This is a genomic window from uncultured Maricaulis sp., from assembly GCF_963975345.1.
Taxonomy (GTDB): Bacteria; Pseudomonadota; Alphaproteobacteria; order Caulobacterales; family Maricaulaceae; genus Maricaulis.
In genome coordinates, this window is record NZ_CAXBGE010000011.1 from 39,074 (window position 1) to 52,631 (window position 13,558).

Genomic DNA, 13,558 nt, shown 5'->3' on the forward strand with positions numbered 1-13,558 from the left:
AACACGATGAAACCGCAATTGAAATCTTCTCCGGCCGCCCGCGAACTGATCCAGCGGTTCGAGCCCTATCGCGAACTCGCTGCCCAAGGCAGTGATGGGCGTTGGCGCGTCGGCTTTGGTCATCGCGCCGCAGCCCGCGAAGGCGTGCGGGTATCGCGCGAGGATGCGGCGCTGCTGTTGATTTATGACGTCATGCAGGCCGAAGCCGTCATCGACGAGATGTTTTCCGAGCCGGTGCCGAAAATGCAGCGTGATGCGCTGACCTCCTTCGTGCATGATATCGGTGCGACCGCATTTCGCAGCTCCGACGTGGCCCGCTATCTGTTTGAATGTCGTATCGAAGCCGCCGCCGAAGCGCTGGCCGGCTATGGCGATGGCGCATCCGAACGCCGCGAGGCCGAGAGCGCCATGCTTTTGGCCGGGCGTGATGATGCGCTGGCTGCCTCGGCTGCGGCGCGCAAGCCGGCCATGGTCGATCTTGTGATCAAGGTTGAACATCCCGCTGATCCACCTGCGATGACCGAGCCAGCCCTTCGCTCGCGCGCGGCATTGCCGGAATCCCTGATGCCGCCGCCGGCTCCAAGCCGGCAGACCGCTGCCCGGCGCGAAGCCGAGAGCGAAATCGCCCGCATTCTGGCCACCGTTGGCGCGATGCCGCTCGAAACCGACACGCCCCATCCTGACACACTTGCTGCAGACCAGCCCGCCGAGCCTGAGCCTGAATTCCCGGTCCAATCTGCTGAAACGCCGTCGCAGCCGGTCGAAGCCGATCCGGTTGAGGACACTCCCGCTGCAGACTCTGGCGATCCGGTCGACGAGACCGTGGATAGTGCCGGGCCTGAAGGCGAAGTCGAGCCAGAGCCAACCCCTGTGTCAGACGACCCCGAGCGTGTGGCTCATGATGCCGCGCCGGCGGAGCCGGTCTCGGCCCAGGTCATTGCGCGCATGTCGCAGGAAATCGCGCATGTCCAAGCGGTTGTGCCCGGCGACGATGATGGTCCTGAACCGCAGGCTGATGACGCCAATGTTTTGCCCGATGGCGTCAGCCTGGGCTATGCCTTTACCGGCACGTGGCCAGCCGATCTTGAAACGTCGAGCGAAGCCGGGGCGGCCGCCGTCGAAGTGCCAGAGCCTGAACCGGAAGCAGAGCCAGCTCCCGAGACGCAGACCGTTTCAGATGCAGAGTCGGACAGCGCCTCGCCTGAGGATGTCCAAGCCGCAATAGCCGAAGTCGATTCAGCCGCAGCTTCCGCGCCGGACGCCGCCCCCGTGGATCTCGTTCCCGCCGCTGTCGCAGTGGTTGAACGGACACTGGCAGTTACCGGTGACCGGACCCCGCCGCCGCATCCCGCCGATGAACCGGCACCGAGTGAAGGTGCGATCGGCGATATCGCCGGCGAGGGCGCAACTTCGGATGCCGATCATGTCGCCCATATCGATGAACTTGCCGGCACGCCCGATGCCATGATGTCCGATGCCGAAGGCGAAGATCCGCTTTCGCCTCAGGATCTGGTCGGCAGCAGCGACCTGTTCGTCGACAGCAAACCGGTCGCGGTGCGCAAGGAAGAAGACGGTTGGGGCTTTGTCGTGACGCTAATTGCCGGTCTGGTTGTGATGGGGGCCGGTATTCTCGACATCTATGGCGATTGGCCGCGGGTCTGGGTCGAACGCGATCCGACCTGGGGCGTTTTGGCCGCCGTGGCCGGTGCTTTCCTGGTGATTACCGCCTCGTGGATGCTCGGCTCGATCCTATCGGCAAAGCGGCGGCAGAAACGCGGCAAGTAACCGGTTAGCGACCAGTTGGCGACCAGCAAGTGATCAGTAAGCGGGCACCGCCCTGCCTGAACGGCAGGCGTCGATCTTGACCGGCCCCGACGCCGTGCTATGTCGCTGGGCATGATCTCCAATCAATACCCATCCCTCGACTTCGACCTCGGCGAAACAGCGGATATGATCCGCGACAGCGTCCGCGCCTTCGCCGCCGATGAAATTGCGCCACGCGCTGCCGAAATCGATCGCTCTGACGTCTTTCCCGCTGATTTGTGGGAGAAAATGGGCGCGCTCGGTCTGCTCGGCATGACCGTGCCGGAAGACGATGGCGGCACCGGGCTGGGCTATCTCGAACATGTCGTGGCGATGGAAGAAATCAGCCGCGCATCGGCCTCGGTCGGGCTGAGCTATGGCGCCCATTCCAATCTTTGCGTCAACCAGTTGCGCCGCTGGGGCGACCCGGCCCAGAAGGCCCGCTACCTGCCCAAACTGATCTCCGGCCAGCATGTCGGCGCCCTGGCGATGTCAGAGCCTGGAGCGGGCTCCGACGTTGTATCCATGCGGCTGAAGGCGGAAAAACACGGCGACCATTATGTGCTCAACGGCACCAAGATGTGGATCACCAATGCACCGGCCGCCGATACGCTGGTCGTCTACGCCAAGACCGATATCAATGCCGGTTCACGCGGCATCTCCGCCTTTATCGTCGAGCGTAATTTCAAGGGCTTCTCCGTCGCCCAGAAACTCGACAAGCTGGGCATGCGCGGCTCGGAAACCGGTGAGTTGGTGTTCGAGGATTGCGAAATCCCGGCCGAGAATGTGATGGGACCGCTCAATGGCGGTGCCCGCATCCTGATGTCCGGGCTCGACTATGAACGCGCCGTATTGTCGGCCGGACCTATCGGCATCATGCAGGCCTGTATGGATGTCGTGATGCCCTATGTCCGCGAGCGCAAACAATTCGGAGAATCAATCGGTTCCTTCCAACTTGTCCAGGGCAAACTGGCCGACATGTATGTGCGTATGAATGCGTCGCGCTCCTATGTCTATGCCGTCGCGAAGGCCTGTGACCGCGGCCAGACCACGCGCAAGGATGCCGCCGGCGCTATCCTCTATGCTGCCGAAGCCGCAACCCAAATGGCGCTGGACGCGATCCAGCTCTTAGGCGGCAATGGCTATATCAATGAATACTCCACCGGCCGATTGTTGCGCGATGCCAAGCTCTACGAAATCGGTGCCGGCACCTCGGAAATTCGCCGCTGGCTGATTGGCCGCGAGTTGTTCGAAGAAAGCGCATAAGCGTAACGCTGGCCGGGTGAGAGCAGAGGCGCTAGGCTGACAGCACCGCTGTCCCTTGTGAGGTCTCCCATGCGCGTTCTGATGCTTGCCACCAGCCTTGCCATCGGCCTGTCTGCCTGCGGATACGCGCAGAAGACAGACGGTCCGGCACACGCCATGCCAATTCTGTCGCCCGCCAACACAATAGAGGCCTGTGTGGGCCAGTATCCCGACACTGCGACGCGCGAAGCGACGTGCATCGGGCAATATTCCAGCGCCTGCATGACGTTGCGCGCGGACGGCGAAACCAATTCGGGCATGATCCGTTGTACTGGCGAGGAATATGCGGCCTGGGACAGCCGGCTCAACACGGCCTATACCCGCTATATGCAACAGCTCGGCGCGCCCCGCGATGAGGGCCTGCGCGAGGCCCAGCGCGCCTGGATGGCGTTACGTGATGCTGACTGCGAATTTGAAGCCTCGGCCTTTGCGGGTGGCTCGATGCAGCCCCTGGTGACCGCAGCTTGCATGCGGGATTATGCTGCCCGGCGCACGATCCGCCTGCTCGGCTGGCTCGAAGAACCGCGCTAAACGATCAGCCTGTCTTGGCGGGTAAGCCCAGCCGCAGCCGAGTTGCATCGTCGATTCCCGCCAGCATGCCCTGAGCCGCATCAAATCCCGCTTCGAGCGATTCGTCGTATCGGTGCCAGTCGCGCAAATCGACATTCGTTTCCGGCAGAATTAGCAGGTCGGCGGCCTCGCGCCCGGTATCGCGATCATCGGCGACGCCAACAGTGGCCGCGCGCATCAGCAGCGAGGCAATCGGCGGCAGGGTTTTGAAGCCGTGCTGGCGGATCCAGCCCAAAAAGCTCGGCGGGTCGATGAAATCATCGGGGTCAAGGCCTTGGGCCCGGCTGACATCAATGCCGACTACCGAACCGCGATGGAAAGCGCGCATTTCACGTGCCGGAAAATTGGTGAAGACGGCGCCATCGACCAGGATTTGCCCGTCCCGCACTACCGGCGGCAACAGGCCGGGAATCGCGACGGTTGCGCGCAGGGCTTCGCGTACCAGACCGCTGCGATGGACAAACGCGCGCCCCGTCGCAAGGTTTGAGGACAGGCAAAAGAAGGGGCGCACCATGTCGGCGATCTCGGCGTCACCGAAATGCTCCTTGAGGCGGGCATCGACTTTGCGGCCCTTGGCTAGCGAGATCACCGGTAGATTCCAGTCATCGAGCGGATTGGAGTCTACGAAAGCTTTGCGGATGCGGTCTTCGAGCTCGTCATCACTCCAGTCCAGCCCGATCCCGGCGGCGATAATGCCACCCATTGACGAGCCGCCGACGAAGTCGAATTTCATGCCCGCTTCGCGCAACGCCCGGATCGCGCCGATATGCGCATAGGCACGGGCGCCGCCGCCGGATACGATCAAGCCGACGGATTGGCCGGTCAGCGTGCGCGCCAACCGGTCGGCATCGATTTGATTTCGGTCCTGGCGCCAGTGGAAGACCCGTGCCGCATCGGCGGCGCTGGCCCATTCCTGCGGTCGTGAGGCCGGGACGATGCCGCCGAAATGCAGCATCACAACATCGATCAGTTTCAGCTTGGCGGCCGGGGAGGGATCGTCGGGCAGGAGCGGCGTTGAGGGGCGCGCATCAGAACGCGCCATCAGCCAGATGCGATCAGCTCGCCCCATCGCGCGCCGGGCCCAGATCGGATCACCCAGCTTGGCGATCAACAGCACGATATCAAAGCCGGATTCGAATTCGTCGAGATGGCGCCCACTCCATTCGACGCAGCTCTCATCGCAAATCGCGCAAGTCTTTCCGAGCCGGCTGAGCGCCTCCTTCAATTCTGCGGCGCGATAGGCGAGGTCGATGGTGGGCGAACTGCTGATCAGAGCAAACACCCTCGGCTCGGCGCTGACATTGCGCTGGGTTCCGCGCAGCCGTGCCAGCATCATGCGCGCCAATTCACGCATCAAGCTGGCATGCTTGCGCGTCAGCTTGTCGAAACTGGCCTTGGGCAGGCGCACCAATTCGGTGTCGCGCAGGGCGTAGACGCTCGCGCTGTGAGGGCTTTCGTCAAGCAGGGACATCTCGCCAACCGGCTCGCCGGCACGGATATAGCCGATCAGATTGGGGCGGCCCAGTGCGCCGTCGCGAAAAGCCGCCAAGGCGCCAGAGCGGACCAGATAGAAGGCATCGGCCGGGTCGCCTTCGCGGAACAACATCTGCCCCGCCGGCAGGCAGAACCATTCGACCTCTGCCTCAACGGCATCGAGGGCCGATTTTTCGACCCGTTTCAGGAAGGGCAGGAAGGATAGATTGAGAGCCATGACGCGTCGTGCGAATTTTCAAGCCAACCGGTGGGTTGGCGCGATTGATGATTCGAACAAAACCACGGACTGGGAATAAGCGCAAAGTGCGATTTGGAAAAGTCGGTGCCGCGCGGTGATTAGAAACGGCGACGGATGACCAGATGGGCCACGGGATGGAAGGAGCGCGCCTGGGTTTCGCCAACAGCTTGCCGGTCCATCGTGTCGAGATCGTCGAGTAGGGTCATGGTTTCGCCGGTGTCCGGATCGAAAATCTGCTGCCGGTCGCGTCCCCGATCCTGGAAATAGGCACCGCCTTCGACAGTCAGGCTCCACTGGTCAATATTGCGCACAGTGATGCCGGCACCCAGATAGCTGGTGAGCTTCTCCAACCCGCTCTCGCGCAGGTCTTCCGATAATTCGGCGTGCGGGAAATTGGCCCAAACCGGACTGCCAGCCTGCTGATTCCAAGCAGGGGCCGCATCGCGGTACAAGGGACGCACCGCAGCGGCTGACAGGTAAAACTCATCGCCGAATGGGAAGAAATCAACTTGTCCAGACAGAGCCGTCACATTGGTTTCGAGAATCTGTGCGCTGGGTAGCACTCCGATTGCGGGAGCAGTCTCCTCGCTGGAAAAATGCCAGCGCAGCAGGGTGGTCTGGCCGGGCTCGCCATCGCGCGTCGTCCAGGATTGTGCATCCTGCAAAGCCTGCGCCGAAACGGCGGTCGAGGCCAGAATGGACATGGCGGCGGCCAGAGCAAAACGCGAACGCATGGACACCTCCCTGATGGTAATCCGGTGAACCGGAATTTCTATCCCCAAAGCCTGCGCTCGACCCCTGAATCAGAAGTTAATGCGCCGCTCCAGCCAGATCGAAACTGGCTTATGGTTGCTAGACTATGATGAAAACGGGCACAGTCCAAGACCAATCAAGGGTTGAACCACCAATTTTATATGCACGTCCGGCCCCTGCCAGACTGGCAAGGGCCGGACGTCGCTGTCCATTCGCTGGGGAGGGAGGGACAGCGTGTCCTGGTTGACTATTGCAGATAACTCAGCGGATCGACCCATTCGAGGTTCGGTGCCGAATCGACGAATTGGTCGAGCAGATATTTATGGCCGGCCCCGTAGATGACGAGCACCCGGTCGCCTGGCCTGCTGACGTGTGCGATATTGGCGAAGATGTGCAGGTTGCGACCCCACCACAGCTCCATCTGCTGTGCTCCGGCCGGATGGGCACTATCACCCATTTGCGCCAAGATCAGGTAAAGGTTGTGCTGGGCGATTTCCTCTGCGCTGTTGACGTCGATCAACCGGTCCAGCACTGACAGGCTGGCAGTGGCCGGATCGGCCGCCTGCGCCTGAATACGTCCGATGGCGGTGTCAAAATCGGCGAGGAGCGCGGTCTGGCCTGCGGCGGCGGCCGCTTGCAGCATGGCGTCAAAGTCCATGCCGTTCGAGTAATCCACCGCATACAGCCGATCATGTCCGAGCCGGGCCGCCAGCGCCATTCCAATTTGCTGGCGTTCATTGACGGTCAGACTGTGCTGGCCGGCGCGATATTGCGCATAGGTCTCGTTGAAGGCCGCTTCGTGTTCGGGCTCAAGCTCAACGAGAATCCGGGTCGGCGCAAAAGCCTCCAGCCGGTCAAGGACGGCGGCAATCTCTGCCTGCCGCGCCGCGCTGAGATGGTCTTCGACCGGCGAATTGACGTAATCGCTTCCGCCGCCAGTGAAATGATAGGTGCCCAGGATCATGATTTCAGGCGCGGCGCCCGACTCGGGCGTTGGCGGATCTTGCGCCCAAGCGGCGGAACTCATGGCGAGAGCCATCAGGATGATTGCGGTCTGGCGGAGCATTGTCAGCATCCCCTGTTTGTGATTGTCCAGAGATGTGATGCCCCAGGGACGTGATTTGGATGCACGGATGATTGCCTAGGGATGGTCAGGCGGGTTAAGCAGCGCCATTACACCGTGACAAGTCAGGGCTCCGCATGACCCAGTTGACGACAGCCATCGATACGGATTCGACCAGTTTCCAGGCAAATGCCGATGCGATGCAGGCACTGCTCGAACAGCTGCAGGCTAAAACCGCCGAAGCTGCGGTCGGTGGCTCCGAGCGCTCGCGCGACAAGCATACGGCACGCGGCAAGCTGTTGCCGCGGATGCGGGTTGAGCGCCTGCTCGACCCGGGTTCGGCCTTGCTTGAGATTGGCGCCCTGGCGGCCAATGGCATGTATGAGGGTAATGTTCATGGCGCCGGGATGATCGCTGGTATCGGCCGTGTTTCCGGTCGCGAAGTGATGATCGTCTGCAATGACCCGACCATCAAGGGCGGCGCCTATTACCCGATGACGGTGAAGAAGCATTTGCGCGCCCAGGAAATCGCGATGCAGAATCGTCTGCCTTGCGTCTATCTGGTCGATAGCGGCGGCGCCAATCTGCCGCACCAGGCCGATGTCTTCCCCGATCGCGAGCATTTTGGACGGATTTTCTACAATCAGGCCAATATGTCGGCGATGGGGATTCCCCAGATTGCCGTCGTGATGGGGTCGTGCACCGCGGGCGGTGCCTATGTGCCGGCGATGTCGGATGAGAGCATCATCGTGCGTGAGCAGGGCACGATCTTTCTCGCCGGTCCGCCCTTGGTCAAGGCGGCGACGGGCGAGGTAATCTCGGCCGAAGACCTGGGGGGGGCGGATGTGCATTGCCGCACCTCCGGCGTTGCCGACCACTATGCCGCCAATGACGAACACGCCTTGCATATCTGCCGGCGCATTATTGCCAATCTCAATTCGGTCAAGACCGTCGATCTCGACCTCGCCGAACCGTGCGAACCGGCGCTTGACCCGGCCGAACTCGACGGCGTCGTACCGGCCGATATCCGCGCGCCCTATGATGTGCGCGAAGTGATTGCCCGTCTGGTCGATGGCTCGGTGTTTGACGAGTTCAAGAAGCTCTATGGCGAGACGCTGGTGACCGGCTTTGCTCGGCTTTACGGCATGCCGGTCGGGATTATCGCCAATAATGGCATCCTGTTTTCGGAGAGCGCGCAAAAAGGCGCGCATTTCATCGAGCTCTGTGCCCAGCGCGGTATCCCGCTGGTGTTTCTGCAGAATATCACCGGTTTCATGGTCGGCTCGAAGGCCGAGCATGGCGGTATCGCCAAGGATGGCGCCAAGCTCGTAACGGCGGTGTCGACCTTCAAGGGTCCGAAATTCACCGTCATCATTGGCGGCTCCTATGGTGCCGGCAATTACGGAATGTGCGGCCGTGCCTTTGGGCCGCGTTTCCTCTTCATGTGGCCGAATGCCCGAATTTCAGTGATGGGCGGCGAACAGGCTGCCGCCGTGCTGGCGACGGTCAAGCGTGACAGCATGGAGCATCGCGGCGAGGATTGGCCGCTTGAGGATGAAGCGGCGTTCAAGGCACCGATTCGCGAAAGCTATGAAGCCGAGGGCAATCCCTATTTCTCCACAGCGCGGCTGTGGGATGATGGCATTATAGCCCCGTCCGATACCCGCCGTGTTCTGGGCCTCGCCCTGTCAGCTGCGCTCAATGCACCGATCGAGAAGACGACCTTCGGCCTGTTCCGGATGTAGCGAAGGCCCACGACAGGGCGATTTGCCGATTGATTGAACGTTTGCACCGTCAATGTGGTATTCTGGAATTTGGGCCGTTGTCGCGAGCCGAGGCGGCCTGTTGGCCCGCGTGGTTGCTGACAATGTCCAGTATTTGGTGGTTAGGGAAAACTTGTTTGTGATCAACAAGCTTGCGGTAAAAGGTTAACAAAATTCGCGTGTGAGGAGAAGCCGCTTTCCAAACGTCGCAATTCGAAACATCGTTAGGGTAATGGGCGCGTCTTGGGGTAAGGTTAGCGTCGTCATTTATGGCGGGAGGGGAACGTAATATGGAATTCATGGAGCCGGTAATCGGCATATTTAATCAGGGGCTCGACTTTTTCATGCCGGGGCTGCTGGCCTATGCCGGGGACGGTACGGTCGTGAACTGGATGGCTCTGGGCATCCAGCTTGGCGTGATTGCGCTCGTGCTGGCACTGCTGATGCGCGAAATGGGCGCGATCATTATTTTCACCGTGGTCGGTGTGATCATCCACGTCATTGTTGATGTCGTGATGCCGATGGTACGTGGCGGCGGCGGCGAAGGCTTCGACATGACCGCCTTCATCTCGCAATTCACGCAGATGGATTACCTGTTGTATCTGGGCGCGCTTGCGGTCGGCTACTTCGTGGGGATCATCGTGCTATCAATCCTCAAGGGCCTGATCTTCCGCGGCGACTGACGCGGACAGGACGATGCGCTGAAATTCGGGCTGCCGGCATTCGTGCCGGCGGCCCTTGTTTTGTCTGCGACAGGCCAGGGTTTTGTCTGCGCGGCCGGGTCGCGGCAATCGGCCCCTTGGCCTGCGACCGCGCCGGGGCTAAGTCTGTGGGGTCAGTTTCACAAAGAGGAAATCCGATGAGCGACGCGTCTGTCCTGCTTGATGTCAGCCCTGCCGGTGTGGCCGTGGTCACGATCAACCGGCCCGAGAAGCATAATGCCTTCAACGCCGAGGTGATCGCAGCGCTGTCGGAGGCCTTCGAGACATTGCGGGCCAATCCGGGCAATGTCCGCCTGGTGTTGCTGCGCGGCGCCGGACCAAGTTTTTCCGCCGGTGCTGATCTGGAATGGATGCGGTCGGCGGCGCATTTCGACGAAACCGATAATGAGCAGGACGCGCTGGCGCTCGCCACCATGCTCAAGCGCCTGTACGACCTGCCACAGATGACGGTGGCACTGGTGCACGGCGCGGCGATGGGCGGTGGCGCCGGCCTGTTGGCCGCCTGCGATGTCGGTGTGGTGATGGCGGATGCCAAGATACGCTTCTCAGAAGTGCGCCTTGGTCTGACGCCAGCGACGATCTCACCCTATGTGATCCGCGCCATCGGCCCGAAGTGGGCCCGGGCTTTGTTTGTCTCCGGCGAAAGCTTTGATGGCAATTTCGCCTATCATATGGGCCTTGCCCAATACGTCGTCGCCAATATGGAAGAGATGACCGCGATGGAGGAACATCTCGCAAAACTCGCATTCGCTTCGGCCCCGGGCGCCGTCGCCGATGCCAAGCAATTAGTCGACGAGGTGACCGGCCGCGAAATCGATCACGGGCTCGCAGTCCACACCGCGAAGGCAATCGCCAGGCGCCGCATTTCCGACGAGGGTCGTGAAGGTCTGGCGGCCTTCCTTGAACGCCGCAAGCCAAGCTGGGCGGAGTAGGCTGCGCGGCGGATGCTCCGTATCCCGGATCCACGCGCTTTCCTGCATGCGCGGCGTGAAGCGCTGCGGACCTCGTTCGTGCGTGGGCCTTGGACCCAGGGCGTGTTCGAATTTGTCGCGTTCGGCATCAAACAGGCCTGGGCCTGCCTGTTCGGCGGATTGATGCTGGCCCTGCTGCTGGGGACATATCTCTGGTATCCACAGAGCTGGACCTTGGCGCGCTTTGATTTCCTGACCCTGGCGGCGCTGTCGATCCAGATCATTCTGATCGCGACGCGGCTTGAAACCTGGGAGGAGGCGAAAGTGATCGCCGCCTTCCATGTCGTCGGCACGGTCATGGAAATCTTCAAAACCCAGGCTGGCAGCTGGGAATATCCCGAGGCGAGCCTGTTGCGCATTGCCGGTGTGCCGCTCTTTTCCGGCTTCATGTATGCGGCGGTTGGATCCTATATCGCGCGGGTCTGGCGCATCTTTGATTTCCGCTTCGACCGATTTCCGAAGATGTCTTGGCAAATCGCTTTGGCTGTGGCGGTTTACGTGAACTTCTTCGCGCATCACTACGGACCGGATTTCCGGCTGTTCCTGTTTCTCGCGACCGGGATTGTCTACGGCCGCTGCGTTGTCTGGTTCCGGCCAGACGCAGCGCATCGACCGATGCCGCTGGTAGTCGGATTCCTGCTGGTGGCGCTGTTTATCTGGTTCGCCGAGAACCTCGGCACCTTCGCGCGCGCCTGGGTCTATCCCGGCCAAGATGCGGGCTGGCACATGGTCTCGCTCGCCAAGCTTGGCTCGTGGTATCTCCTGATGATCATCAGTTTCGTCCTCGTCGCCGCTGTGCAATACCGGCAACAACCGGCCAACTCCGAATTGGATCGACCATGATCAAGACCCTCCTGATCGCCAATCGCGGCGAGATTGCCTGTCGCATCATGCGCTCTGCGCAGCGGATGGGGATTCGCTGTGTCGCCGTGTATTCCGAAGCCGATTCTGATTCGCTGCATGTCCGCATGGCCGACGAGGCGGTGCTGATCGGTCCCGCACCGGCGGCGGAAAGTTATCTGCGTGCCGACACGATCATCGCGACCGCAATCCGCACCGGTGCGGATGCGATCCATCCCGGTTATGGCTTTCTGTCGGAAAATGCCGCCTTCGCCGAAGCCTGCGCGGCCAGCAATATAAATTTCGTCGGTCCATCGGCGGACTCGATCCGCGCCATGGGCCTGAAGGATCGCGCCAAGGCCTTGATGGAAAAGGCCGGTGTACCAGTGACGCCTGGCTATCATGGCGAAAGCCAGGATCCTGATTATCTCAAGAGCGCCGCGACAGGGATCGGATATCCGGTCCTGATCAAGGCGGTCGCCGGCGGCGGCGGCAAGGGGATGCGCAAGGTCGAGCATGAACGTGATTTCCTCGCCGATCTGGACAGTTGCAAACGCGAAGCCTCCAAGAGCTTTGGCGATGATCGGGTGTTGATCGAGAAATTCATCACCAATCCGCGCCATATCGAAGTCCAGGTGTTCGGCGATAGCCGTGGCCGTGTCGTGCACATGTATGAGCGCGACTGCTCCTTGCAGCGCCGCCATCAAAAAGTGATCGAGGAAGCCCCGGCGCCAGGCATGACGCCCGCCGTGCGCACCGCGATGTGTTCAGCGGCGATCAATGCCGCCAAGGCCGTCGATTATGTTGGCGCTGGCACGGTGGAGTTCATCGTCGACGGCTCGGGCCCGCTGCGCGAAGACGGTTTCTTTTTCATGGAGATGAATACGCGGCTTCAGGTCGAGCATCCGGTGACCGAAATGGTCACTGGCCTCGACCTGGTCGAGTTGCAGCTGACCGTCGCAGCCGGCGGCTCGGTGCCGGAGCAGGACGCGATCCGCCTGCACGGTCATGCGATCGAGGCCCGGCTCTATGCTGAGGACCCGGTCAACGGTTTCCTGCCCTCGATCGGCGTGCTGCACCGGCTGAGCCTGCCCGGCGAAGGCAAAGGTGAGCGTGTCGAAACCGGGGTTGAAGAGGGCGGCGAGGTTTCGCTCCATTATGATCCGATGATCGCCAAGCTGGTCGCCCATGGTGAGACCCGCCGCGAGGCAGCCCTGCGCCTGGCCGGCATGCTCGACGAGCTCGTGGTCTGGCCGGTCAAGACCAATGCCGGCTTCCTGCGCCGCACCGTGTTGCACCCCGACTTCCTCGCGGCCCAGCTCAATACCAGCTTCATTGAACATCATATCGACGATCTGGTCCCGGGCGTGTTCAGCCTCGCCGATGCCGGTTTTGCCGTGCTGGGAGCCCTCGATCTGCGCCCACTACTGGCTGACCTGTCCGACCCGTTCGATGTCGCCGATGGCTGGCGCATGAATAGCGCCCCGCGCATTGCTCACCGCTTCGAGGTTGATGGCGAGGCGGTTGACGTCTCACTGGAGACCGATGGCGATACGGTTGTCGTTCACTGCGCCAGCGAGACGCAAGTCTTGCAAGGGCTCGAGATCGAAGCGCTTGATGAGGGCTTCCTGTTTCAGGCCCGTATCGACGGGCAGCTCGTGGCGGCTCAATTCGAGACGATGGAGACGGGCTATCTGGTCTCTTCGTGCGGCCGAACCAGCGTCTTCACAATTGTACATCCCGATGCCGCCGTCGCTGCGCTGGAAGCGGGCGATACGATCAAGGCGCCGATGCCGGGCAAAGTGCTGGCGGTCAATGTCGCCACGGGCGATGAGGTCATTCGCGGCCAGGCCCTGGTCGTGCTCGAGGCGATGAAGATGGAACACGCCTTGGCCGCGCCGCGCGACGGAGTGATTGCCGAGATGCGCGTTGAAGCTGGTGCCCAGGTCGCCGAGGGTGATGTGCTGGTGCTGCTGGTCGAGGAATCGGTCGAGGCGGCTTGAAACTCTGTCTGAACTCTCCTGTAGCGCGAAACT

General features: G+C 61.6%; 11 protein-coding genes. 8 read left to right on the forward strand and 3 right to left on the reverse strand.

Translation table 11 applies throughout. The features are described from left to right. Nucleotides 1-6 precede the first annotated feature (6 nt). The 3 genes from AAC029_RS12405 (at nucleotide 7) to AAC029_RS12415 (ending at nucleotide 3,639) form a co-directional block, all read left to right on the forward strand. Complete coding sequence (locus AAC029_RS12405; RefSeq protein ID WP_339748234.1) at nucleotides 7-1,785, forward strand: hypothetical protein; 1,779 nt, start codon at nucleotides 7-9, stop codon at nucleotides 1,783-1,785. 111 nt (nucleotides 1,786-1,896) lie between these two features. Then, nucleotides 1,897-3,069: an isovaleryl-CoA dehydrogenase gene (locus tag AAC029_RS12410; RefSeq protein ID WP_339748236.1), complete on the forward strand. Its 1,173-nt coding sequence runs from the start codon at nucleotides 1,897-1,899 to the stop codon at nucleotides 3,067-3,069. A 69-nt stretch (nucleotides 3,070-3,138) separates the two neighbouring features. Next, on the forward strand, nucleotides 3,139-3,639 hold the full coding sequence (locus AAC029_RS12415) for a lysozyme inhibitor LprI family protein (RefSeq protein WP_339748238.1): 501 nt from the start codon (nucleotides 3,139-3,141) through the stop codon (nucleotides 3,637-3,639). Nucleotides 3,640-3,643: 4 nt separating this feature from the next. Here AAC029_RS12415 and AAC029_RS12420 read toward each other — a convergent pair whose 3' ends face one another. The 3 genes from AAC029_RS12420 to AAC029_RS12430 form a co-directional block, all read right to left on the reverse strand. Then, nucleotides 3,644-5,389 (reverse strand): patatin-like phospholipase family protein, encoded by a 1,746-nt coding sequence (locus AAC029_RS12420; RefSeq protein WP_339748240.1) that lies wholly within the window; start codon nucleotides 5,387-5,389, stop codon nucleotides 3,644-3,646. Nucleotides 5,390-5,508: 119 nt separating this feature from the next. After that, nucleotides 5,509-6,144: a hypothetical protein gene (locus tag AAC029_RS12425; protein WP_339748242.1), complete on the reverse strand. Its 636-nt coding sequence runs from the start codon at nucleotides 6,142-6,144 to the stop codon at nucleotides 5,509-5,511. Between the two features lie 266 nt (nucleotides 6,145-6,410). Next, nucleotides 6,411-7,229: a DUF5694 domain-containing protein gene (locus AAC029_RS12430; RefSeq protein ID WP_339748244.1), complete on the reverse strand. Its 819-nt coding sequence runs from the start codon at nucleotides 7,227-7,229 to the stop codon at nucleotides 6,411-6,413. A 134-nt stretch (nucleotides 7,230-7,363) separates the two neighbouring features. On the opposite strand from AAC029_RS12430, the gene AAC029_RS12435 reads away from it, so the two are divergent. From AAC029_RS12435 to AAC029_RS12455, 5 genes are all read left to right on the forward strand, one after another. Next, nucleotides 7,364-8,971: a carboxyl transferase domain-containing protein gene (locus AAC029_RS12435; RefSeq protein WP_339748246.1), complete on the forward strand. Its 1,608-nt coding sequence runs from the start codon at nucleotides 7,364-7,366 to the stop codon at nucleotides 8,969-8,971. A 308-nt stretch (nucleotides 8,972-9,279) separates the two neighbouring features. Continuing rightward, nucleotides 9,280-9,672, forward strand: a complete 393-nt coding sequence (locus AAC029_RS12440) for a hypothetical protein (RefSeq protein WP_339748248.1) — start codon at nucleotides 9,280-9,282, stop codon at nucleotides 9,670-9,672. A gap of 176 nt (nucleotides 9,673-9,848) precedes the next feature. Further along, the gene (locus AAC029_RS12445; protein ID WP_339748249.1) at nucleotides 9,849-10,643 is read left to right on the forward strand and encodes an enoyl-CoA hydratase-related protein; all 795 of its coding nucleotides are present in this window, start codon (nucleotides 9,849-9,851) and stop codon (nucleotides 10,641-10,643) included. Between the two features lie 12 nt (nucleotides 10,644-10,655). After that, a complete protein-coding gene (locus tag AAC029_RS12450; protein ID WP_339748251.1) occupies nucleotides 10,656-11,525 on the forward strand; it encodes a DUF817 domain-containing protein in 870 nt (289 codons plus the stop codon). Beyond that, the gene (locus AAC029_RS12455; RefSeq protein WP_339748253.1) at nucleotides 11,522-13,525 is read left to right on the forward strand and encodes a biotin carboxylase N-terminal domain-containing protein; all 2,004 of its coding nucleotides are present in this window, start codon (nucleotides 11,522-11,524) and stop codon (nucleotides 13,523-13,525) included. The genes AAC029_RS12450 and AAC029_RS12455 overlap by 4 nt, the downstream gene beginning before the upstream one ends. Nucleotides 13,526-13,558: the final 33 nt, after the last annotated feature.

Bases quoted from the DNA above. Each gene is read 5' to 3' on its own strand.
- AAC029_RS12405 (WP_339748234.1), top strand. From the start codon at position 7: ATGAAACCGCAATTGAAATCTTCTCCGGCCGCCCGCGAACTGATCCAG.
- AAC029_RS12410 (WP_339748236.1), top strand. From the start codon at position 1,897: ATGATCTCCAATCAATACCCATCCCTCGACTTCGACCTCGGCGAAACA.
- AAC029_RS12415 (WP_339748238.1), top strand. From the start codon at position 3,139: ATGCGCGTTCTGATGCTTGCCACCAGCCTTGCCATCGGCCTGTCTGCC.
- AAC029_RS12420 (WP_339748240.1), bottom strand. From the start codon at position 5,389: ATGGCTCTCAATCTATCCTTCCTGCCCTTCCTGAAACGGGTCGAAAAA.
- AAC029_RS12425 (WP_339748242.1), bottom strand. From the start codon at position 6,144: ATGCGTTCGCGTTTTGCTCTGGCCGCCGCCATGTCCATTCTGGCCTCG.
- AAC029_RS12430 (WP_339748244.1), bottom strand. From the start codon at position 7,229: ATGCTCCGCCAGACCGCAATCATCCTGATGGCTCTCGCCATGAGTTCC.
- AAC029_RS12435 (WP_339748246.1), top strand. From the start codon at position 7,364: ATGACCCAGTTGACGACAGCCATCGATACGGATTCGACCAGTTTCCAG.
- AAC029_RS12440 (WP_339748248.1), top strand. From the start codon at position 9,280: ATGGAATTCATGGAGCCGGTAATCGGCATATTTAATCAGGGGCTCGAC.
- AAC029_RS12445 (WP_339748249.1), top strand. From the start codon at position 9,849: ATGAGCGACGCGTCTGTCCTGCTTGATGTCAGCCCTGCCGGTGTGGCC.
- AAC029_RS12450 (WP_339748251.1), top strand. From the start codon at position 10,656: ATGCTCCGTATCCCGGATCCACGCGCTTTCCTGCATGCGCGGCGTGAA.
- AAC029_RS12455 (WP_339748253.1), top strand. From the start codon at position 11,522: ATGATCAAGACCCTCCTGATCGCCAATCGCGGCGAGATTGCCTGTCGC.